Origin of the sequence: Chachezhania antarctica (genome assembly GCF_003646465.1) — a bacterium.
Taxonomy (GTDB): domain Bacteria; phylum Pseudomonadota; class Alphaproteobacteria; order Rhodobacterales; family Rhodobacteraceae; genus Chachezhania; species Chachezhania antarctica.
Genome location: NZ_QZEX01000001.1, coordinates 220,904 through 240,449, shown reverse-complemented (window position 1 = coordinate 240,449; position 19,546 = coordinate 220,904). Strand labels below are relative to the sequence as shown.

The following is a 19,546-nucleotide window of genomic DNA, read 5'->3' as shown; positions in this document are numbered from 1 at the left end:
CGGCCGCGGTAGTGTGGGGGCGATATGCAAATGTTCCCAAACCCCGCCGGCACCGGCAGCCTCTTCTTTGACAACATGACCTCTCCCGAAGGCGTCGACGTCGCCTACGATCCCGGGTCGCGCGCCTTTGTCACCGATGCTGTCTTCTGTGCCAACCGCGCCCTGATCGGGTGCAACTGGACCGCGCCCGAAGAGGGCGCGATGTGTAAATCCTGTGCGATGACGGCCATGTCGCCGGACCCGTCGATGCCGGACGCTGTCGCCAACTGGGCACAGGCCGAGACATCGAAGCGCTGGGTGCTCGCCAACCTCAGGACGTGGGAGTGGTTCAGCCCCATCGATACCGGGCCCGACCCGATCTTCCACATGCTGGCCGAAGGCGAAAAGCCGGTGGTCATGGGCCATGCCGAAGGCGTGGTCACCATCAGCATCGAGGAATCGGACCCCGTGGTCCGTGCCGAACGGCGCGAGGCGCTGTCGGAACGCTACCGGACGATGATCGGCCACATGCGCCACGAGATCGCGCACATGTTGTGGTGGCGGCTCAGCATCGAGCCCAAGTTCATCAAGGCGTTCCGGAAGCTCTTTGGCGACGAACGCGCGGATTACGGCAAGGCGCTGGAAAAGCACTATGGCGACGGTGCGCCCGAGGACTGGCAGGAGAGGTTCCTGACCTCCTACGCCTCGGCCCACCCGCACGAGGACTGGGCCGAAACCACGGCGCACCTTCTGCATCTCGTCGATCTGACCGACAGCTTCCTTGCCGCCGGCCTTCAGTCGCCGGATGTCCCGGCGCAGGAATGGAACCCGTACTACGAATCCGACACGCAGGAGATGATCGGCATCGCGGCCGGGATCGCCGTGGGCATCAACCAGGTGAACCGGTCGATGGGCCTGCAGGATCTGTATCCGTTCGTTCTGTCCGACATCTCGCGCAAGAAGCTGGATTTCGTGCACGAATGGCTGCGCCGCGGACCGAACCCGGTCTTTTCTGACGCCGAGTAACAGGAACCCCGGGTTCTACGGCCAGTGGCGATCTGCGGTGTTGGCGCCTTGCCTTGGGGACGTCCCCGTCAGGAAGCCGCACCCTTCGCCGGGCTCGACAGCCGGACGATTTCTCGGGCGTGGAATTCGCGGTCGGATTCGCCCGGCGTGGGTCCGCGCGAAAGGTGGCAGGCAAGGTCGAAGAAGCCCTTTCCCGGCAATCCGTTGCCCGCACGGCTGACGGCGCGGGCGGCGATGAAGGGCCGTCCGGCGGCGGCGTCTTCGTGCATCGTTTCTTCCAGAGCGTCGGTCACGAGGCGGATGGAGCCGGGCTCCGTGAACCCCATGTCGCGGGTCAGCGTGCCGTAGCCGACCACGGAATCGTCGGACGGAAGCGATTCCAGGTAACTGCGAAGGCGCGGCGCCAAGGGCGTGTCCGGTTCCGCGACGGGAGAGATCGCGGCAGTCTGCCGTGCGGGCAGTTTCGCATGGAACGGGGCCGCCCCGGAATCGTGGTCCGTCACGTCGACGATGCCCTGAAGATCGGGCAGGGCGCCCCGGAGCACCCGCTCGACGCCGCCGCGCAGCGTCAGTTGCGACGCGGCGCAGCCCTGGCAGCCGCCGGACATGTGCAGGTAGACCGTGCCGTCCTTGACCCGTTCCGCCGTTATGTGTCCGCCATGGCTGGAGATGGACGGGTTGATCCGGGTGTCGAGCAGATCGCGCACCGCCGCCAGCATCCGCGCATCGCCGTCTTCGATCTTCTGTTCGCCCAAAGGCGGCTCCGACCCGGTCATGACCTCGCGGATCGCGGCCGCTATGGGGGCTTTCAGATCCTCCCACCTTGCATCCGCCGCCTTGCGGACATGGATGCTTTCGCCCTCGACCTCAACCCGCTGCACGGCGGCGATGGCCAGAAGCGCGCGCGCCAGCGGGGCATCGGCGTCACCATCCCGGTCAAACACTGCGGCGGCATGCGCCTGCACCGGCGCGTCTAGCAGGAAGCGCAGCGTATCGGGATCGCGCGGCGAGGGTTGCGCGCGGATCCGCAGGCGGGTGCCGGTGTCAGACATCTTCGGTTTCGGCCCCCTCCATCCCGCGCAGGGCCTTGAACGTGTAGATCCCGCTGGAATGCCCGTCGCTGAAGGCCACACCGATGCCGTAGTTGCCGATGGACCAGATCCGCGTCGGCGCGATGGCCAGCGGAACGGCGGCAGGATCAAGAAGCCGCGCGCCCGACATCTCGTCCCGGCAGGCGGCGCACTGGCAGGCGATCCGCAGATCGCGCGAAGGGATCACGTGCCGGGTGCCATCGCCCCACAGGATCGAAAGCCCGGCCGCGTCCAGATCCAGCGCGCAGGGCATGTCGGCATCGCCCGACGCCGGGACCGGCGCGGGCTGGCCCTTGCCGGTTTCGATGGTCCAGTCGAAGGGAAGGGCGATACCGCCACTGCCGGCCTGCCCGTCGGCCATCACCTGCGCGATGGCCAGGTAGGCCTGCGCGGCGGGGCTGTCGGGATGCGACACGACCAGCGGCACGCCATCATCGCCGCTGTCCACCACGGCCGGGTCCAGAGGCACGCGGCCAAGGAACGGCACGCCCAGATCGCCAGCGATCGACTCTCCGCCGCCCTGGTGGAAGATGTGGGTGACCTCGCCGCAGGACGGGCAGGTGAAGCCGCTCATGTTCTCGACCACGCCAAGGATCGGCACCTCGACCTGCTCCATCATCCGCACCCCGCGGCGGGCGATCTTCAGGCTCACGTCCTGCGGAGTGCTGACGACGATGGCGCCCGTCAGCGGGAAGGATTGCGCCAGCGTCAGCTGGATATCCCCCGTGCCCGGCGGCAGGTCCAGCAGCAGGACGTCAAGTTCGCCCCATGCGACCTGGCTGACGAACATGCGCAGGTACTTGGTGACCATCGGGCCGCGCAGGATCGACGGCTGGTCGTCATCCGTCAGCATCGCCATCGAGATCACCTTGACCCCGTGCGCCTCGGGCGGGACCACGCGCTTGTCGGGGCCCATCGCGGGCGGGGCGTTGCCGGGAATGCCCAGCATGCCGGGGACGGACGGCCCGTAAATGTCGGCATCGACGATGCCCACCTTCAGCCCGGACCGGGCCAGCGCCACCGCAAGGTTCACGGTCACGGTCGATTTCCCGACACCGCCCTTGCCGCTGCTGACGGCGATCATGCGGCGGGGGCCGGTGGGATCGGTGCTGTCGCTGGTCATGGGCTTGGCCTTTCAGTCCGTGTTGCGGATATCATGTCGAAGGTCTGCGTTTCCGAGATGTCATCTGTCCGGCGTTCCGACAAGGTGTCGGGCCATGTTTCCTTGCCGGCCACGCGTTTTCGTCACGCGATGGGAAGGCGTTTCAATGACGACAAGGGTGGACCGTCGGGAACTGCAGTCGTAAGCCATATCACAAGTGAACGCCCCCCGAGGTCCGCCATGACCGACTCCGCCCGCCCAGAGGTGACCGCCGCGATCACGGCCGAAACCGGCCTTGACGAAGACGTGCTGCGTGAACTTGTGCACGGCTTCTACGACAAGGTCCGCCGCGACCCGATGCTGGGTCCGATCTTTGCCGACCGCATCGACGACTGGGACCCGCATCTGGACCGCATGGTCGCCTTCTGGTCCTCGGTCGCGCTGATGACAGGCCGCTATCACGGGCGCCCTGTGCCCAAGCACATGCCTCTGCCAATCGGAGAGGCCCATTTCGACCGATGGCTGACGCTGTTCCGCGAAACCGCGCACGAGGTCTGTTCCCCGGCGGGTGCAGAGCTTGTCATTGAACGGGCCGAACGCATTGCCCAATCGCTGCGCATGGCGGTCGCCAATGCCCAGTCCGCCCCGGATGCCGTCCCGGTCCTGCGCTGAGGCGTGGCCCGGAACGGACGTGTCCGGATGCTCATTGTTATGAAACCGTCACGCTAACGTCGCTCGAACGTCAAGTCGCCGTGCTCATTTGAGCGCAACGAAAGGCGATTCGAGCATGACAGACAGGAAAGCGCAGATTCTGGATATCGCCCGGCGCGATGGTCGAGTGGCCGTCGATGCGCTGGCGATTTCGCTGGGAGTCTCTGCGCACACGATCCGGCGCGATATCAACGGCCTGTGCAGCGACTCCCTGTTGCGGCGCCTGCATGGTGGGGCCGAATACATCGACCCGCCGACGAACCTGCCCTACGCGACGCGGGCGGTTCTGAACTACGAGGCGAAGCTGGCGATCGCCGCCGCCGCCGCGGAAATCGTACCGGACGGGGCGACGGTGTTCCTCTCCATCGGCTCGACCCCGGCACTGGTCGCAGGGGCGCTGGCGCATCGCCGCGACCTGACGCTTGTCACCAACAACCTGAACGCGGCCGTCGCCCTGTCGGACGCCGAAGGCGCGCGGATCATCCTGCCGGGCGGCGAAGTGCGCCTGCCCGACCGCGATTTCGTGGGCGAGGAGATCACCGATTTCTTCTCGGCCTACCGCGCCGATTTCGGGATCTACGGCGTGGGTGGCATAGACGATGACGGCAGCCTGCTGGACTTCCACGAAAGCGAAGTCCGCGTCCGCGAACGGATACGGTCCTGCGCGCGGACGTCGATCCTTGTCGCGGACCGGACGAAATTCGGCCGCGGGGCCGTCGCCGTGGGCGGACGGCTGGAGGATGCCGATCACATCGTGATCGACCGCCGTCCGGACCCGCGTTTCGCGCCTCTGCTGGAACCGCTCGCGGACAAACTGATCCTTGCCGAGGAGCCGATCCATGGCTGATCCTTTCCTGCGCATCGACAATGTCACCCGGCAATGGGACGGCGCCGGCGGGGTCAGCGACGTGTCGCTGTCCGTGCCGCAGGGCGGTTTCGTTGCCGTGCTTGGCCCGTCGGGCTGTGGAAAGTCCACGCTGCTGCGGCTGCTGGCCGGGCTGGAGACGCCGGAATCTGGCCGGATCGAGATCGACGGCCGTGATGTCACCCATCTCGCCCCCGCCGAACGCAACCTGTCGATGGTGTTCCAGTCCTACGCGTTGTTCCCGCATCTGGACGTGGCCGAAAACATCCTGTTCGGCATGAAGGTCCGCCGTGTGAGCCGGGCCGAACGCAACGCATCGCTCGCCCGCGCGCTGGAGATGACGGGGCTGCAGGGGCTGGAACGCCGCAAGCCCGGCGCCTTGTCGGGCGGGCAGCGGCAGCGCGTGGCGCTGGCCCGCGCGGTGGTCTCCGAACGGCCCCTGTGCCTGATGGACGAACCGCTGTCGAACCTCGACGCGCGGCTGCGCCATTCGGTGCGTCGCGACATCAAGGCCTTGCAGACGCGGCTGGGGCTGACGGTGGTCTACGTGACCCACGACCAGTCCGAAGCGATGAGCCTTGCCGACACCATCGTCCTGATGCGCGATGGCAAGGCGGAACAGGTAGGATCGCCCGAGGATCTGTATCACCATCCCGCCACGCCCTTCGTCGCGCGGTTCGTGGGCGAACCGCCCATGGCCCTGATCGACGCCGAAGCGCTGGGCGAAGCCCCGGGCAGGATCGGCATCCGGATCGAGGCCATCGAACGCGACGACGCAAACCCGGACCTGACCGCCGAGATCGTCGAGACGGAATACCTTGGCGGCCGCACGCAGGTTCTGTTCGATCTGCCGTCCGCCGAAGGGCTGGCCCTGCTTCTGGACGGCCACGTCACGCTGCCGCCCGGATCGCGGATCGGCCTGCGTCTGCCCCACGAACACCGTGTCCGCTTCGCCGCGGATGCCACCCCGGATCGCGAGGGCGCAAAGGCTGCGCCCCGTGATGGCCACAAGGCCCCCGATACCTTCACCGTCACTACTTCAAAGGACTGACCATGACCCGCACCCTGACTGTTGCCGCCGCCCTGCTTGCAGGTTCCGCGCTGGTAGCCCCCGCCGCCGCCGAACAGGTCAACCTGACCATGTATTACCCCATCGCCGTGGGTGGACCCCTTACCAAGGTCGTCGACGGCATGGTTGCCGAGTTCGAAGAGCAGAACCCCGACATCTCGGTCGAGGCGATCTATGCCGGCAACTACGACGACACCCGCATCAAGGCGCTCGCCGCGCTGAACTCCGGCGATCCGGCACAGCTGGCCGTCATGTTTTCCATCGACGCCTATGACCTGATCGAACAGGACATGATCGTTCCCTTCGACGATGTCGTGGGCGAAGGCGACGAAGAGTGGCTGGAAAGCTTCTACCCCGCGCTGATGGCCAACGGTCAGATCGAAGGCAAGACATGGGGCATCCCGTTCCAGCGGTCGACCATCGTCGCCTACTACAACAAGGACATGTTCCGCGAAGCCGGGCTGGACCCCGAAAAGGCGCCCACCTCGTGGGACGAACTGGTCGAAATGGGCAAGGCCCTGACCAATGACGACCAGTACGGCATCATGATCCCGTCGACGGGCTATCCCTACTGGATGTTCCAGGCGCTCGCGATCCAGAACGGCAAGGAACTGATGTCGGATGACGGGCTCAGCACCAACTTCGATGATCCCGAAGTCGTCGAGACGCTGGAGTTCTGGAAGTCGCTGTCGACGGAACACGGCATCATGCCCGAAGGCACCGTCGAATGGGGCACGCTGCGCCAGGCGTTCCTTGAAGGCGAAACCGCGATGATGTGGCATTCCACCGGCAACCTGACCGCCGTGAAGGACGCGGCCGAGTTCGATTTCGGTGTCGCCATGCTGCCGGGCAACGAACGCCTGGGTTCGCCCACCGGCGGCGGAAACTTCTACATCTTCAAGGACGCGACGGAGGCCGAGCGCGAAGCTTCGCTCGAATTGATCAAGTTCATGACCTCGCCCGAGCAGGCCGCCGAATGGTCAATCCAGACCGGCTACATGGGCGTCTCCCCCGCCGCGTATGAAACCGAAAAGCTGCAGGCCTACACCGAGGAGTTCGCCCCCGCACTGGTGGCGCGCGATCAGCTTGAGCATGCCGTGGCCGAGTTCTCGACCTTCGAGACAGCCCGCGTCCGTGAAGGTCTGAACAACGCGATCCAGTCGGCCCTGACCGGTACCAAGACCCCGGAAGAAGCGCTTTCCGAAGCGCAGGAAGCGGCCGAGCGTCAGCTTTCCGCCTACCGCTAAGCACCAACCGGGTGCGCCGGACGACCCCGGCGCACCCGACCTGAAAGGGGCCATCATGGCTGTCAGCACCACAGATCAACGCCACACGGAACGCCGCCGCCGGACGATCCACGGCTGGCTTCTGCTGTCGCCCGCCCTGATCATGCTGACGACCTTCGCCTTCTACCCGTCCATTGCGACGCTCTGGGCCTCTCTCTGGTCGCGCGGGACGCGGCGCAACCCGGCAGAATTCGTGGGCGCGGAGAACTACACCCGCCTGTTCGACGATCCGACTTTCCGCGAAGTGGCCGTGAACAACCTGTTCTATGCCGGCGTGACGATCCCGATCTCGATCATCCTGGCGCTGACGATGGCGCTCTGGGCCAATTCCAAGATCCCCGCCCGCGCCTTCGTGCGCACGGCGTATTTCACGCCCACCGTGCTGCCCATGATCGCCGCCGCCAACCTGTGGCTGTTCTTCTACACGCCGGGCTTCGGCGTGCTGGACCAGATCGGCGCGCTGTTCGGTGCGCCCTCGGTCAACTGGCTGGGCCAGCCGGAAACCGCGCTTTGGGCCCTATGCGTGGTGACGATCTGGAAGGAATCCGGGTTCTACATGATCTTCTACCTCGCCGCGCTGCAGACCATCCCCGAAGACCTGCGCGAGGCCGCCCGCATCGAAGGCGCCAGCCGGTGGACCTACCTGCGCCGGATCGTGCTGCCGCTTCTGATGCCGACGACGATCTTCGTTCTGGTCAACGCGCTGATCAACTCGGTCAAGCTGATCGATCACCTGTTCATCCTGACGAAGGGCGGGCCGTCGGACAGTTCGAAGCTGATCCTCTACTACGTCTGGGAAAACGCCTTTGCCTTCTTCGACACGCCGGCAGCGGCGGCGATGACGGTGCTGATGCTGATCATCCTTGGCGCAGGCGCCGCGTTGCAATTCCTGGTGCTAGACCGCAGGACGCATTACCGATGACCCGCTTGACCACCTATGCCGAAGCCGCGCTGGCGATCCTTGTCGCGCTGATCTGGATCGCGCCGCTGCTGTTCGCGTTCTGGGCCGCGTTCCACAATGTCAGCGATGCGATCAACTTCAACCTGACCGCGCCATGGACGATGGAGAACTTCGCCACCGCCTGGGATGGCGCACCGTGGCTGCGGTATTTCCTGAACACCTTCCTGCTGGTGACGATCGTGCTGATCGGGCAGTTCATCCTGTGCACGCTGGCGGGCTTCGCCTTCGCCCAGATCGAGATCCCCTACAAGGACACGCTGTTCCTGCTGGTTCTGCTGCAGCTGTTCATCCTGCCCGAAGTCCTGATCGTCGAAAACTACGCCATGGCCGCGCGGCTGGGGCTTCTGGACAGCATCCTCGGCATCGGCGCGCCCTACATGGCGTCGGCCTTCGGGATCTTCCTCATGCGGCAGACCTTCCGGTCGGTCCCGAAGGAGCTGGACGAAGCCGCCCGCGTCGAAGGCTGCAGCACGCTGGGCGTTTTGTGGCGGGTCTTCGTGCCGGCGGCTCGGCCCACGTACCTGGCCTATGCGCTGGTGTCGGTCTCGACCCACTGGAACAACTTCCTGTGGCCGCTGATCGTGACGAATTCCGACACCACGCGCCCGCTGACTGTGGGCCTGTCGATCTTCGCCGCGCCGGAGAACGGGGTGAACATCTCGGTCATTTCGGCCGCCACCGTGATGACCATCGCGCCGCTACTGATCCTGTTCCTGATCTTCCAGCGCCGGTTCGTTCAGGCCTTCCTGCGCGCCGGGATCAAGTGACAGGTCTCAGCTCTGGCGTTGGCGGTCAGCCAGCGACCCGGCACTCGGTCTCCGTGCCATAGGCGTCGTGCAGGACTCCGCCGCTATCGGTGAACGTGAACCCGCCCGCCTGCCGCAGGTAGAATGCGCCGGGCGCATCGGGGGCAACCTGCGCACCCACCTCGACGCGATCCCCGACCTCGACCCGCAGACCGGGCAGTTCGGTTGCGAACTGGTAGACGGTTAGGGACATCGGCGCCGGGTCGCAGAAGAATTCGGTGACCGCCGTGGGCTCTTCCAGCATGAACTCGGCCACTAGGGTTGCGTCGCGGCCAAGGTACTCCATCTCCACACAGCTGCGCAGGTCAGAGGCTTTCCAGCACTCGTCGCGGCCCGATATCCAGCCCCTTTGGTAGGCGCGCAGGTTCGCCACGGCCTTGTCGGTGCCGGCATCCAGCCCCTGCGCCACGGCGACCGCCTGCTCGAAATGCCGGGCCAGACGGCGGTCGAGCGCGGCTAGCTCCGGATCGGTGCAGATCAGCTTCTCGGCCGAGCTTTCGGCCTTGGCGCAATCGAAGGCCGGGCCGTCCTGCGCTGCAACGGCGACGGGCGCCATGACCATTGCGACAATGGCGAACAGGGATCTTGGGGTCATGGCATGGCTCCGTCGATGTTTCCCGCAGAATAGCACGAGGCACGGGCTTGTCATTCCCGATGACCTCTCCGCGTCAACCAAAGCGAGAATCCTTTGGTGTGTCAGCCCTTTCCCACCTGCGGTATTCGCACTAGGATTCCGGTAACGGGACACAATGGGGAGAGGTGCAGCATGACAGTCGGTCGAAAGCTTGGACGCCGGGAATTCGGAGCACTGGCGGCCGCAGGCGGGCTGGCGATGCTGGCGGGGCCATTGCCGGGGCAGCATGTCTACAAGGAGGTGCATGCGCTGAAGCCGGGTGAATTCACGTGGCACCCGGAACGGCAGCCCGACGGGCCCGTGTCGGTGATCGTGTCGCTGGATGAACAGAAGGTGCATGTCTACCGCAATGGCGTGCGCATCGCGGTGTCCACCTGTTCCAGCGGCAAGCCGGGGCACGAGACGCCGACAGGTGTCTTCGTCGTGTTGCAGAAGGATGCCGATCACCGCTCGTCCACCTACAACAACGCGCCGATGCCCAACATGAACCGGCTGACCTGGGGCGGCATCGCGCTTCATGCCGGGAATCTGCCGGGCTATCCGGCCAGCCATGGCTGCGTGCGCCTTCCGCTGGCGTTTTCGAAACGGCTGTTCGAAATCACCCACCTGGGCACGCCGGTGATCATCGCGGCCAAGGGCTCGGCCCCCGACAATGTCGTGCATCCGGGCTTCATCCTGAGCGAGTACAGCGAGACCGAATTCGAGAACGTTCTGGCGACGCTGGAACCGCGAAAGCACCCGTCGGACTGGGCGCTGGAAGATGCCTATCCGATCACGTCGGTCATCGCGTCGTCCCATGACGAACGGATCGTGATCATCGAGAACGACCGCGAGGTCGCCGATGGCCCGCTGATCTGGGACGGAAAGCCGCTGGGCCCGCATGTCTACATCCTGCACGGTCCCGACAGCGAGGAACGCGGCATGAAGTGGGAGGCGCTGACCTATGATGGCGACAGGGCCGGGGCCGAGCACGATCTGACCCGCGTCCGCACCGATCCCGACTTTGCCGCGGTGATATCCGAGCACAGCCATCCGGGGATGATCTTCATCTTCACCGACCTGCCGCTGCATCCCGACCGCCGGTCGGGCCGCGATTTCGTGATCATGTCCTGATGTCGGAGACCAAGATGCGTATCCTTGCTGCGGCCTTCGCCCTGACCGCCAGTTCTGCCATGGCGTCCGACTGGCAGATCGCCGAGATCGACGGGTCCCCCACGACCGGCGCGCCCAGCCTCCAGTTCACCGATGACGGCCGGATATCGGGCAGCACCGGCTGCAACCGGTTCACCGGGTCGGCCCGGGCCGAAGACGGAACGCTTGTCATCGATGGCGGGATCGCCACGACGCGCATGGCCTGCATCAACTCGGATGTCGTCGTGCAGGAGACATTGATCGTTGAGCTGCTGAGCGGGACCGTCGCGCTGCAGCACGATCCGTTCACGCAGGGGCTGACGCTGGCCGGCAATGGTGTCACGGCGACGCTTGTCCCGGCAGAGCCCGACGTTGCGGATGCGGCCTTTGTCATCGTGTCGGGCGTGGATGCGACGCTGAACATCCGCAGAGAGGCAACCACCCAGTCGGGTGTCGTGTCCCATGCGTCCCTGGGGCAGGTGATGCGCAACCTTGGCTGCGAGGACCGGACCGACCGGACATGGTGCCAGATCAAGTACACCGACGACTCCGGCACCGAAGGCTGGGCCGCCGCCGAATACCTTGCACCGGCCACCGCCGCGCGCCGCGCCGGGGCCGAGCTGTTCGACCAGATCGGACGGCTGGATTGCCGGCCCGCGGGCGCGTCCGAGCCCGAGAAATGCGATTACGGCGTGGCCCGTGAAGGCGACGGCACCGGCGCGATCCTCGTGTATTTCCCGGACAACGACCGCCTTCTGCTGGACTACAGAGAGAATACCTTCACAGCATCGGCCGGGGTCAGCGAACGTGTGACCGAAGCCCAGGACATGGGCGAAACCGTCCGCGTGACCGCCGCCGCGCACGTGGTCGATGTGCCGCTGTCGGCCTTCGTCGCCGAATAGCACCGGGCGGACGGCCGCGATGACACGATGGCTCGGATACCTCGCGGCCCTGTCGTGGCTGGCCCTTGCGGCTGTCACGGCGACGGGGCCGTTCCTGTTCGACGCCAGCCTCGTGCACGTCAATTTCACGATGGCGGGGGTGTTCGCCGCCATCGCGGCCTTTCTGGCGTGGCGCGCGCGTGTCGTGGATGCGCTTCGCCGCCGGTACACCGACAGCCCCGAAATCGGACGGCTGCTTCTGGTCGAAGGCATCTCGTCCGCAGGGGCCTTCATCCTGGGCACGGGCTGCCTGACGGCCGCCGCTTTGCGCGTATGGTCCGAAGGGGTGGCTGTGTTCGGTTAGGGCGCGTTTCGAGCGGATTGCAGAGACACCGCCAGACAGGCGCCCAGGGAAAGGAGCTTCTCCTTGCCCGCGAACCGTTACGTCATGCGCCAGATTGTCCAGGTACAGCGCTCAAAATCCGGGACTCTTCGGGTCGTTCCGGGGCATTGCGCGGGTGTTCCGCACTCCATCGGACGGAGCCAGGCACAAGGAGGCCAAAACCTATATGAAAAGAGGTCTTCCGGAAGTCCTCGGTCATGTCTGGATGTGGAAGTGGTGCCGCAGAAGGGACTCGAACCCCCGACCCCATCATTACGAATGATGTGCTCTACCAGCTGAGCTACTGCGGCGTTCTCCGGTGGCCGGGATTCGGCCCATGCGGAGGGTGGAACCTTTGAAGACCCCGGTGGAGCGGTCCTTTAGCACCGCCCCGAATTGCTGGAAACCCCTATTTTGACGTACGGCGGTCCGCGTCTTCGGTGCCTTCGGTCGCGGGCTCGGGCGTCTCGGCCATGTCCGCGTTTTCCGGCGGGTCGTCCGGGGTTGTGGCCGGCGTTTCGTCGACCGGTTCGGCCTCGTGGATGTCGTCGCTGGCGGCGGAATAGGCGGGGACGGGGAGTGTATCGTCGCCCGCCACCACGTCGCCCTTGCCCACGATCAGCGGCAAAAGGTACGCAGCCGTGGTGGACGAGATCACGGGCACCGGCGGCGACCGCCAGGTAAGCGTGTCGAAGCCTTCGCACTGTTCGCAGATCGGGCGCCAGTCGCCGTGAACGTGCTGGCAGTTGTCGCATACCCATTGCGGACCGCGGGGCGCCGTGATCGCGCGGGTCAGCCAGCCGTTGACCACATTGTCCGGAGCGCCCTGACCGCGTTCGATGGCGGCCATCAGCGTGCAGAAGCGTGCATCCGGGGCGTCGTCGGCCAGCGGCCCAAGCGCCTTGCGTGCGCCGGGGAAATCTTCGGCGGCAAGATGCAGTTCGGACATGATCCGCCGGGTTTCCGGATGGTCGGGCTTCATCCGGGCCAGCGCGCTGAACCGCTTGATACGGGCCTGCGGCGTCTCGTCAGGCTCGATCTCGGCGAAGGCGGCGGCAAGGTCGGTGTGGGGCTGCGCGTCCCACGCCTTGCGGATCACCCGTCCGGCGGCGCGCTTGTTGCTTTTGGCGAGGTGGGCGCGTGCCGCGGCGGCCGCCGCGGGCACCAGTTCGGGCGACAGGCGGTTCGCCTCGATCGCCTGGTCGCGTTCGGCGGCGGTGGTTTCCAGCCCCATGCCGGTGCGCGCCTGTCCCAGCGCCAGAACGGCGGTACGGCGGGCATAGACATCGCGCGGAATATTCCCCGATTTCAGCTTGGCCGACAGGGTGGAGCGCGCGCCGGCCCAGTCTTCGGCGTTGGCCTGAAGCTTCAGCAACGTGTCCTGTACTTCGGCATTGCGGGGGCGGAGCGTCAGGGCCTTTTCGGCCAGTTGCAGCGCGGTGTCGTTCTCACCGGCCGACATCTTCTGCCGCAGGATACCGCGGACGCCGACGAAGCGGGTCTGATCGTAGGAAATCAGCTCCTTGTAGGCGGCGGAGGCCTTGGCGGTATCCCCCGTCGCTTCAGCCGCCTGCGCGCGCAAAAGCCCCGTCAGTTCGGGCCGTTGCAGCAGCTTTTCGGCTTTCGAGGCTTTCTTCATCGCCTCGCGGGATTCGCCGCCCGCAAGGGCCACCATCGCTTCGGTCAACGCCTTGAAACCGCGGCGTTCGCGGCCACGGTCGAAAAAGCGCGTGATCGCGGTTTCGTCGCCCGCAAGGAAGGACAGGACCGCGAAGATCAGCGATACGACCTTCGTCAGCAGCCAGATCGCAAGACACAGCACCAGAAGCGCGATCACCGCCTGCAAAGGTTGCAGCGTGTATTCTGCGCCGGCGGCGGTGATCTGCACCCCGCCCTGGCTGTCCATCAGATATTCCGCACCAAGCGCCAGCCCCGCAACGATGGCGAGGAAGACGACGACCTTGATCAGTGACCACAGCATGAATGCGGATCCTTCAGTTGGAGTTCAGGCTTTGCGCCAGCGACGCATTCGCCTGCACGGCTGCGAGCCGGGTCTGCGCCGCGGTCTCCCATGATTGCACGGCCGACTTGGCCGGTTCGGAGAGCGAGCCGACAAGCGTCACGGCTTTCTCAAGTTCTCCGGCCGAAATCGCGGCCTGCGCGCGGGACAGGATGGCATCGGCGCTGTTGCCCTCCTTCGGTTCGATCGTACGCACCTGCAGCTGGCGGTCCAGGAACGCCTGCAGCCCGCCGCTTTCGCCCTGGCGGACGGCCGCGAGCGCATCGCGCGCGGTCTGCGGGAAGCTGTCGCGCAGGCTTGAAAGCGTGGGCACGCCGCCATCTGCCGGGGTGGCCAGCGCATCGGGCACGTCGACATCGCCCGCTGTCAGCTTGGCGACAAGGTCGGCATAGGGGGAACCGTCGTTCAGGGCGATCCCGATATCGGCCACCACGGCGCGCATCTCGGATCGCTGGGCGGCGGCACTTGCGGCGGCCTCAAGCTCCTGCGCCTTGGCTTCGGCGGCTTTCGCTTCGGCGACCAGAGCCTGGATCTTCTGATCCTGGTCGGCGGCGAAGGACTTCATCTGGGTTTCCTGTTCGGCGATCTGCTTGTCGAGCGTCGCCTTCTGCGTCTGGATCGCCTCGGACAGCTTGGCCAGTTCCGCCTTGAAGGACTCGGTCGCGGCCTGCGTTGCCGCATCGCCCGACGGGTTCTGTTCGATCCGCGTGACGCGGTCGGCCAGCGGCCCGGTCTGCGATGTCAGGTCCGCGACCGACTTTTCCAGCGCGGCGAGCTTGGTCGAAAGCGTATCGGTGGTGCTTTTCAGCGCGTCCACGTCGGGGCTGTCCGCAGGGGCAGGGCTTTCGGCCAGCTGTGCCTTCAGTGCTTCAAGGTCTTTCGCCTGCTGTTCGGTTTCAGATTTCAGCGCCGCCAGTTCGCTGGATGTCTGCGCCGCGGCGCTGTCGCGTTCGTCCTGTACCGAGGATGGCAGCACGGAGTTCAGAAGCCCTGTCGACCCGGCGGCAAAGCCGATCGCGGCAGCGATCACGCCACCCAGAACCAGGGGGAAGAAGCCACCACGCTTTTCCACCACGACCTTTTCGGCCGCAGGCGGGGGAGGAGGGGTATCTGCCGCAGTATGTACAGCGGTATCCGCGGGCCCGGGTTCCCGCATGTCACCGGCAGAGGCCTCGGGCTCCGCCTCTTCCGAGGCCAGCGCGGTATCCGCGGGTTCGGTCGGGTCGGTATCGGTGCCGCCTTCCTGACCGGTGGCTGAGGTCGCGTCCTCGTCCAGCGAGGCTTCGGTCGCCTGGTCCGGATCGGCCGGGGTCAGGGCGCTTTCGGGCCGGGGTTCCTCGGCCGCGTCGGGTTCAGGCATGCGGCCTTCGGGCTGTTCGTCCAGTTCGGCCGGCGGCGCGTCGCGATCCGTTTCCGGGCTGGCATCGCTGTCGGCGTCCCGTCCATCGGATGACGTTGCCGCTTCATCCTGGGAGGGCGCGACCGCATCGTCGGTCAGATCTTCTTTCGCGGACTTGTCCGCAGGCGACATGGTCGACTTGTCTGAAGACTTGTTCTTGGCCACGTCCCACTCCCTTGATTCTTGAACCGGTACACCGATTTCCGCATCGCAGCTTAACCCCCGCCTCCCCCCCTCTCAAGGCGGCACACCTGTGCCGCGACATTTTCAATCGCTTGTGCCATCGCATCCGCGTTCGGCTGATCGGCAATTGTCAGGCTGCGGGGCTGCAATCTGTGGACGACGTCGGCCACCGCCGGGCTCATCGCGACAACATGCAAAGGGGCCCGGATGGCGCCCGCTTCCATGAAAAGCTGGGCGGAACGCGGTGAAAACAGCGGCGCGATCACCGCAAGCGCACCGGCCATGGCTTCGGTGGCACGGACGGTCAGTGGGCGGGGGCGCTGGTCATAGACCACGGCCTCGCGGGTTTTCAGACCATTGTCCGTCAGCCGTTTTGCGATGAATCCGTGGGCATGTTCGCCGCGCAGATGCAAAAGCGGCGGCATGGGGCGGTGTTGCAGCAGGCCGGAAATCAGGCTTTCGGCGTCTTCGCCGCGCTGTCGGGCGGGCCAGCCGGCCTCCTCCGCCGCGCGGGTCGTGGCCTTGCCCACGCAATAGCAGGGCAATGTCCGGTCAGCCGTCAGCACCGATGCGGCCACCACGCCATTGGCCGACGTGAAGATGAACCCCCGCGCCCCGCCCGGTTCGAACGCGTCACCGGTGATGCAGACCTCCATCAGGGGCGAGATGCAGAGCTCTGTTGCGGCAAGAACCTGCGGCGACAGCATCGCCGCGAACCGCCTTGCTGCGGGCTCGGGTCTGGTCAGAAGCAGCACGGGACGGTCGGTCATGTGGTATCGCGGCGATTGTTTCGGTTTGGGCAGAGTGTTACCTGCCCTGCACGGACACGCAATCTTGGAGTACCGCGCGCCATGGCGCAGGAGCTGACGCTACTGGGGCTGGAAAGCAGCTGCGACGACACCGCCGCGGCGATCGTGCGGCAGCGTCCGGGGGGGCGGGCGGAAATCCTGTCCTCGGTCGTTCATGGCCAGTCCGACCTTCATGCGCCCTTTGGCGGGGTGGTGCCAGAACTGGCGGCCCGCGCCCATGCGGAAAAGCTGGACGTCTGCGTTGCCGCCGCCTTGGCCGAGGCCGGGCTGGGCAGGGCGCCGGAGGCCTTTCGCGTGCTCGATGCCATTGCCGTTACGGCCGGGCCGGGGCTGATCGGCGGCGTCATGTCGGGCGTGATGTGCGCCAAGGGGATCGCCTTGGCCACGGGCCTGCCGCTGGTGGGCGTGAACCACCTTGCGGGTCACGCGCTGACCCCCCGGCTGACGGACGGGGCCGAGTTTCCCTACCTGATGCTGCTCGTCTCCGGCGGGCATTGCCAGTTCCTGATCGTCGAGGGCCCGGAAAGTTTCCGCCGTCTGGGCGGCACGATCGACGACGCGCCGGGAGAGGCCTTCGACAAGGTGGCGCGCCTCCTGGGGCTGACCCAACCCGGCGGCCCGGCGGTCGAGGCGGAGGCGAAGGCGGGCGATCCGAAGCGGTTCCGGTTCCCGCGCCCGCTTCTGGACCGTCACGATTGCAACATGTCCTTCTCCGGCCTGAAGACGGCGCTGCTGCGGATGCGCGACAGGGTGGTCGAGGAAAAGGGCGGGCTGACCCGCACCGACCGCGCCGATCTGTGTGCCGGTTTCCAGGCCGCGGTGGCCGACGTTCTGGCGGCCAAGACGGCGCGGGCACTGGGGATCTACATCTCCGAAACCGCGCCCCCCGTCCCCCTGATCGCCGTTGCCGGTGGTGTCGCTGCCAACCAGGCGATCCGCGGGGCGCTGGAGACGGTTGCTGAAGCCGCGGGCGCGGCCTTCCTCGCGCCGCCCCTGCGGCTGTGTACCGACAATGCGGCAATGATCGCCTATGCCGGGATCGAGCGGTTCCGGCTGGGTCATACCGACGGGATGGACCTGTCCGCCCGCCCACGCTGGCCGCTGGATGCGGGCGCGCAGGCGATGCTGGGCAGCGGGCGCAAGGGGGCCAAGGCATGACCACGGTGACGGTTCTGGGCGCAGGCGCCTTTGGCACGGCGCTGGCCATCGCGCTGGCCGAAAACGGCCCGGTGCGGATGTGGGCGCGGGACGCCGATCAGGCGGCCGAGATGCAGGCCACCCGCCATAACGCGAAACGCCTGCCCGATGCGGCGCTGCCCGACGCGATCACAGTCTGCGGATCGGTCGGGGATGCGCTTTACGACGGGCCGGTGCTGCTAGCCGTCCCGATGCAGAAACTGCGCGCGGTTCTGACGGCCAACGCGCCCGACCTGGCCGGCCGTGCTTTGGTCGCCTGCTGCAAGGGGATCGAGCTGACAACGGGTCTTGGCCCGTCCTCGGTCATTGCCGAAGCCGTGCCGACCGCCGTTCCTGCGTTGCTGACCGGCCCGTCCTTCGCGGCGGATATCGCAAAGGGGTTGCCCACCGCCCTGACGCTTGCCTGTGGCGACCCGGATGCCGGCGCGGCGTTGCAGGAGCGGCTGAGCACCTTCGCCCTGCGGCTCTACCGGACGGAAGACGTGGCGGGTGCCGAAATCGGCGGGGCTATGAAGAACGTCATCGCCATCGCCTGCGGTGCCGCCATAGGTGCAGGGCTTGGGGAAAGTGCGCGGGCGGCTCTGATGACCCGTGGCTATGCCGAGATGCAACGCCTTGCCGAACCGCGCGACGCCCAGCCGGAAACGCTGGCGGGGCTGTCGGGCTTTGGCGATCTGGCGCTGACCTGCACGTCGGCGCAATCGCGGAACTATCGTATGGGCCTGTCGCTGGGGCAGGGCGAAGACTTCGACGCGGGCCAGACCGTCGAAGGCGCCGCCACCGCCCGTGCCGTGGCGGACGAGGCCGCGCGCCAAGGGCTGGACATGCCGATCACGCGGGCCGTGGTGGCTCTGCTGGACGGGGACCTGACCGTGTCCGGCGCGATAGAGGCGCTGCTGGCCCGGCCGTTGAAGGACGAACTGGACTGACACGCCATTGCCTGAACGGCTGGCTGTGGCATGATGTTCCCACATGCGCAGGGAGTATTGCCGATGGCCTACTGGCTTTTCAAATCCGAACCGTCGACGTGGAGCTGGGACGACCAGGTGGCCAAGGGGGCCGCGGGAGAGGAATGGGACGGCGTGCGCAATTACCAGGCCCGCAACTTCATGCGGGACATGAATGCGGGCGACCGGGGCTTCTTCTACCATTCGCAGAAGGAGAAGGCCGTTGTCGGCGTGGTCGAGGTGTCGGCAGAAGCCCATCCCGACAGCACCACCGATGACGAAAGGTGGGAATGCGTCGATATCCGGGCCGTCAGACCCTTTGCAAAACCCGTCACGCTGGACATGATCAAGGCGGACGACCGGCTTTCCGACATGGTGCTGGTGAAGAACTCCCGCCTGTCCGTGCAGCCGGTGACCGAGGCGGAATGGAAAGCGGTCTGCGCGTTGGGCAATACCGATCCGGACTGACCTGCGTCCGCTGCGAAAGGGGGACAGGAATTGCTGATCGAGAGTCTGAATGTACTGGCGGCCACCGCGGCGGCCTTCGCACTGGGCGCGGTGTGGTACATGGCGCTGTCGAAGCCTTGGATGGCGGATACCGGGATCAAGGTCGATTCCGATGGCCGGCCCGAGGGCGGCGCCGGGCCGGGCATCTTCATCACCGCCTTCATCCTTCAACTTCTGGTGGCAGGGATGATGCGCCACATCTTCGCGACGGCGGGGATCGTCACGATTGGAACGGGCGTTCTGGCGGGTCTCGGAATCGGGCTGTTCTTCATCTCGCCCTGGATCGCGCTGAACAACCTGTATTCCATGCGCCCTGTCCGCCTGACGCTGATCGACGGCGGCTATGCCACGCTGGCCTGTGGCCTGATGGGGCTGGTGCTGGCGCTGTTCTGAAAAGATTGACCGGACCGAAGGGTCGCGACATGCGGGAATGGGAGGATCCAGAAGCAAGGAAAGCTCAGGATCCTCCCGCTCACCCCGAGGTGCCCATGGCACACCACGTCAGGTATTCGAAAAGTCCTGGCCGTTCTGGCCTCTTCCTTCTTCTAGCCTGAGTTGTT

At 66.2% G+C, this 19,546-nt stretch carries 20 protein-coding genes and 1 tRNA gene; 14 read left to right on the top strand and 7 right to left on the bottom strand.

Annotated features, from left to right (window positions below; translation table 11 throughout):
• Positions 1-30 precede the first annotated feature (30 nt).
• Complete coding sequence (locus D4754_RS01180) at positions 31-1,005, top strand: zinc-binding metallopeptidase family protein (protein ID WP_240453708.1); 975 nt, start codon at positions 31-33, stop codon at positions 1,003-1,005.
• 68 nt (positions 1,006-1,073) lie between these two features.
• Here the strand turns inward: D4754_RS01180 and D4754_RS01175 are convergent, their stop codons facing one another.
• Both D4754_RS01175 and D4754_RS24535 read right to left on the bottom strand, forming a co-directional pair.
• Positions 1,074-2,057, bottom strand: a complete 984-nt coding sequence (locus D4754_RS01175; RefSeq protein ID WP_121060808.1) for a NifU family protein — start codon at positions 2,055-2,057, stop codon at positions 1,074-1,076.
• A complete protein-coding gene (locus D4754_RS24535; RefSeq protein WP_121060806.1) occupies positions 2,050-3,219 on the bottom strand; it encodes a P-loop NTPase in 1,170 nt (389 codons plus the stop codon). Before D4754_RS24535 ends, D4754_RS01175 begins: the two co-directional genes overlap by 8 nt.
• A 219-nt stretch (positions 3,220-3,438) precedes the next feature.
• Here D4754_RS24535 and D4754_RS01165 point away from each other — a divergent pair, with 219 nt between their 5' ends.
• The 6 genes from D4754_RS01165 (at position 3,439) to D4754_RS01140 (ending at position 8,857) form a co-directional block, all read left to right on the top strand.
• Positions 3,439-3,870 carry a group III truncated hemoglobin gene (locus tag D4754_RS01165; RefSeq protein WP_121060804.1) on the top strand — a complete coding sequence of 144 codons (432 nt, stop codon included), beginning with the start codon at positions 3,439-3,441 and terminating at the stop codon, positions 3,868-3,870.
• A gap of 115 nt (positions 3,871-3,985) precedes the next feature.
• On the top strand, positions 3,986-4,756 hold the full coding sequence (locus D4754_RS01160; protein WP_121060803.1) for a DeoR/GlpR family DNA-binding transcription regulator: 771 nt from the start codon (positions 3,986-3,988) through the stop codon (positions 4,754-4,756).
• The gene (locus D4754_RS01155; protein WP_121060802.1) at positions 4,749-5,825 is read left to right on the top strand and encodes an ABC transporter ATP-binding protein; all 1,077 of its coding nucleotides are present in this window, start codon (positions 4,749-4,751) and stop codon (positions 5,823-5,825) included. The genes D4754_RS01160 and D4754_RS01155 overlap by 8 nt, the downstream gene beginning before the upstream one ends.
• Positions 5,826-5,827: 2 nt before the next feature.
• A complete protein-coding gene (locus tag D4754_RS01150) occupies positions 5,828-7,090 on the top strand; it encodes an ABC transporter substrate-binding protein (RefSeq protein ID WP_121060801.1) in 1,263 nt (420 codons plus the stop codon).
• Positions 7,091-7,145: 55 nt separating this feature from the next.
• The gene (locus D4754_RS01145; RefSeq protein WP_121060799.1) at positions 7,146-8,051 is read left to right on the top strand and encodes a carbohydrate ABC transporter permease; all 906 of its coding nucleotides are present in this window, start codon (positions 7,146-7,148) and stop codon (positions 8,049-8,051) included.
• The gene (locus tag D4754_RS01140; protein ID WP_121060797.1) at positions 8,048-8,857 is read left to right on the top strand and encodes a carbohydrate ABC transporter permease; all 810 of its coding nucleotides are present in this window, start codon (positions 8,048-8,050) and stop codon (positions 8,855-8,857) included. The genes D4754_RS01145 and D4754_RS01140 overlap by 4 nt, the downstream gene beginning before the upstream one ends.
• Positions 8,858-8,882: 25 nt before the next feature.
• Here the strand turns inward: D4754_RS01140 and D4754_RS01135 are convergent, their stop codons facing one another.
• On the bottom strand, positions 8,883-9,491 hold the full coding sequence (locus tag D4754_RS01135) for a lysozyme inhibitor LprI family protein (protein ID WP_121060795.1): 609 nt from the start codon (positions 9,489-9,491) through the stop codon (positions 8,883-8,885).
• Positions 9,492-9,662: 171 nt separating this feature from the next.
• Here D4754_RS01135 and D4754_RS01130 point away from each other — a divergent pair, with 171 nt between their 5' ends.
• Genes D4754_RS01130 through D4754_RS01120 form a run of 3 tightly spaced genes read left to right on the top strand, consistent with a single transcriptional unit; the run spans position 9,663 to position 11,906 of the window.
• A complete protein-coding gene (locus D4754_RS01130) occupies positions 9,663-10,643 on the top strand; it encodes a L,D-transpeptidase (RefSeq protein ID WP_121060793.1) in 981 nt (326 codons plus the stop codon).
• Positions 10,644-10,657: 14 nt separating this feature from the next.
• On the top strand, positions 10,658-11,563 hold the full coding sequence (locus D4754_RS01125) for an META domain-containing protein (protein WP_205589558.1): 906 nt from the start codon (positions 10,658-10,660) through the stop codon (positions 11,561-11,563).
• Between the two features lie 19 nt (positions 11,564-11,582).
• Positions 11,583-11,906, top strand: coding sequence for a hypothetical protein (locus D4754_RS01120; RefSeq protein ID WP_121060789.1), 324 nt, complete (start codon positions 11,583-11,585; stop codon positions 11,904-11,906).
• Positions 11,907-12,159: 253 nt separating this feature from the next.
• Here the strand turns inward: D4754_RS01120 and D4754_RS01115 are convergent.
• The 4 genes from D4754_RS01115 to D4754_RS01100 form a co-directional block, all read right to left on the bottom strand.
• Positions 12,160-12,235, bottom strand: a tRNA-Thr gene (locus D4754_RS01115).
• 98 nt (positions 12,236-12,333) lie between these two features.
• On the bottom strand, positions 12,334-13,905 hold the full coding sequence (locus D4754_RS01110) for a heme biosynthesis protein HemY (RefSeq protein ID WP_121060787.1): 1,572 nt from the start codon (positions 13,903-13,905) through the stop codon (positions 12,334-12,336).
• A 13-nt stretch (positions 13,906-13,918) separates the two neighbouring features.
• Positions 13,919-15,508 (bottom strand): hypothetical protein, encoded by a 1,590-nt coding sequence (locus tag D4754_RS01105; RefSeq protein ID WP_121060785.1) that lies wholly within the window; start codon positions 15,506-15,508, stop codon positions 13,919-13,921.
• A 50-nt stretch (positions 15,509-15,558) separates the two neighbouring features.
• Positions 15,559-16,296: a uroporphyrinogen-III synthase gene (locus tag D4754_RS01100; protein ID WP_121060783.1), complete on the bottom strand. Its 738-nt coding sequence runs from the start codon at positions 16,294-16,296 to the stop codon at positions 15,559-15,561.
• A gap of 81 nt (positions 16,297-16,377) precedes the next feature.
• Here D4754_RS01100 and tsaD point away from each other — a divergent pair, with 81 nt between their 5' ends.
• The 4 genes from tsaD to D4754_RS01080 all read left to right on the top strand — a co-directional run bounded on the left by tsaD (position 16,378) and on the right by D4754_RS01080 (position 19,379).
• The gene (tsaD, locus tag D4754_RS01095; RefSeq protein WP_121060782.1) at positions 16,378-17,493 is read left to right on the top strand and encodes a tRNA (adenosine(37)-N6)-threonylcarbamoyltransferase complex transferase subunit TsaD; all 1,116 of its coding nucleotides are present in this window, start codon (positions 16,378-16,380) and stop codon (positions 17,491-17,493) included.
• Positions 17,490-18,461, top strand: a complete 972-nt coding sequence (locus D4754_RS01090; protein WP_121060780.1) for an NAD(P)H-dependent glycerol-3-phosphate dehydrogenase — start codon at positions 17,490-17,492, stop codon at positions 18,459-18,461. The genes tsaD and D4754_RS01090 overlap by 4 nt, the downstream gene beginning before the upstream one ends.
• A 63-nt stretch (positions 18,462-18,524) precedes the next feature.
• Positions 18,525-18,947, top strand: coding sequence for an EVE domain-containing protein (locus tag D4754_RS01085; RefSeq protein WP_121060778.1), 423 nt, complete (start codon positions 18,525-18,527; stop codon positions 18,945-18,947).
• A gap of 36 nt (positions 18,948-18,983) precedes the next feature.
• Positions 18,984-19,379 (top strand): DUF1761 domain-containing protein, encoded by a 396-nt coding sequence (locus D4754_RS01080; protein ID WP_121061565.1) that lies wholly within the window; start codon positions 18,984-18,986, stop codon positions 19,377-19,379.
• Positions 19,380-19,546 lie beyond the last annotated feature (167 nt).

Excerpts from the sequence above, each read along its gene's own strand:
- D4754_RS01180 (WP_240453708.1), top strand. The coding sequence starts at position 31 with ATGTTCCCAAACCCCGCCGGCACCGGCAGCCTCTTCTTTGACAACATG.
- D4754_RS01175 (WP_121060808.1), bottom strand. The coding sequence starts at position 2,057 with ATGTCTGACACCGGCACCCGCCTGCGGATCCGCGCGCAACCCTCGCCG.
- D4754_RS24535 (WP_121060806.1), bottom strand. The coding sequence starts at position 3,219 with ATGACCAGCGACAGCACCGATCCCACCGGCCCCCGCCGCATGATCGCC.
- D4754_RS01165 (WP_121060804.1), top strand. The coding sequence starts at position 3,439 with ATGACCGACTCCGCCCGCCCAGAGGTGACCGCCGCGATCACGGCCGAA.
- D4754_RS01160 (WP_121060803.1), top strand. The coding sequence starts at position 3,986 with ATGACAGACAGGAAAGCGCAGATTCTGGATATCGCCCGGCGCGATGGT.
- D4754_RS01155 (WP_121060802.1), top strand. The coding sequence starts at position 4,749 with ATGGCTGATCCTTTCCTGCGCATCGACAATGTCACCCGGCAATGGGAC.
- D4754_RS01150 (WP_121060801.1), top strand. The coding sequence starts at position 5,828 with ATGACCCGCACCCTGACTGTTGCCGCCGCCCTGCTTGCAGGTTCCGCG.
- D4754_RS01145 (WP_121060799.1), top strand. The coding sequence starts at position 7,146 with ATGGCTGTCAGCACCACAGATCAACGCCACACGGAACGCCGCCGCCGG.
- D4754_RS01140 (WP_121060797.1), top strand. The coding sequence starts at position 8,048 with ATGACCCGCTTGACCACCTATGCCGAAGCCGCGCTGGCGATCCTTGTC.
- D4754_RS01135 (WP_121060795.1), bottom strand. The coding sequence starts at position 9,491 with ATGACCCCAAGATCCCTGTTCGCCATTGTCGCAATGGTCATGGCGCCC.
- D4754_RS01130 (WP_121060793.1), top strand. The coding sequence starts at position 9,663 with ATGACAGTCGGTCGAAAGCTTGGACGCCGGGAATTCGGAGCACTGGCG.
- D4754_RS01125 (WP_205589558.1), top strand. The coding sequence starts at position 10,658 with ATGCGTATCCTTGCTGCGGCCTTCGCCCTGACCGCCAGTTCTGCCATG.
- D4754_RS01120 (WP_121060789.1), top strand. The coding sequence starts at position 11,583 with ATGACACGATGGCTCGGATACCTCGCGGCCCTGTCGTGGCTGGCCCTT.
- D4754_RS01110 (WP_121060787.1), bottom strand. The coding sequence starts at position 13,905 with ATGCTGTGGTCACTGATCAAGGTCGTCGTCTTCCTCGCCATCGTTGCG.
- D4754_RS01100 (WP_121060783.1), bottom strand. The coding sequence starts at position 16,296 with ATGACCGACCGTCCCGTGCTGCTTCTGACCAGACCCGAGCCCGCAGCA.
- tsaD (WP_121060782.1), top strand. The coding sequence starts at position 16,378 with ATGGCGCAGGAGCTGACGCTACTGGGGCTGGAAAGCAGCTGCGACGAC.
- D4754_RS01090 (WP_121060780.1), top strand. The coding sequence starts at position 17,490 with ATGACCACGGTGACGGTTCTGGGCGCAGGCGCCTTTGGCACGGCGCTG.
- D4754_RS01085 (WP_121060778.1), top strand. The coding sequence starts at position 18,525 with ATGGCCTACTGGCTTTTCAAATCCGAACCGTCGACGTGGAGCTGGGAC.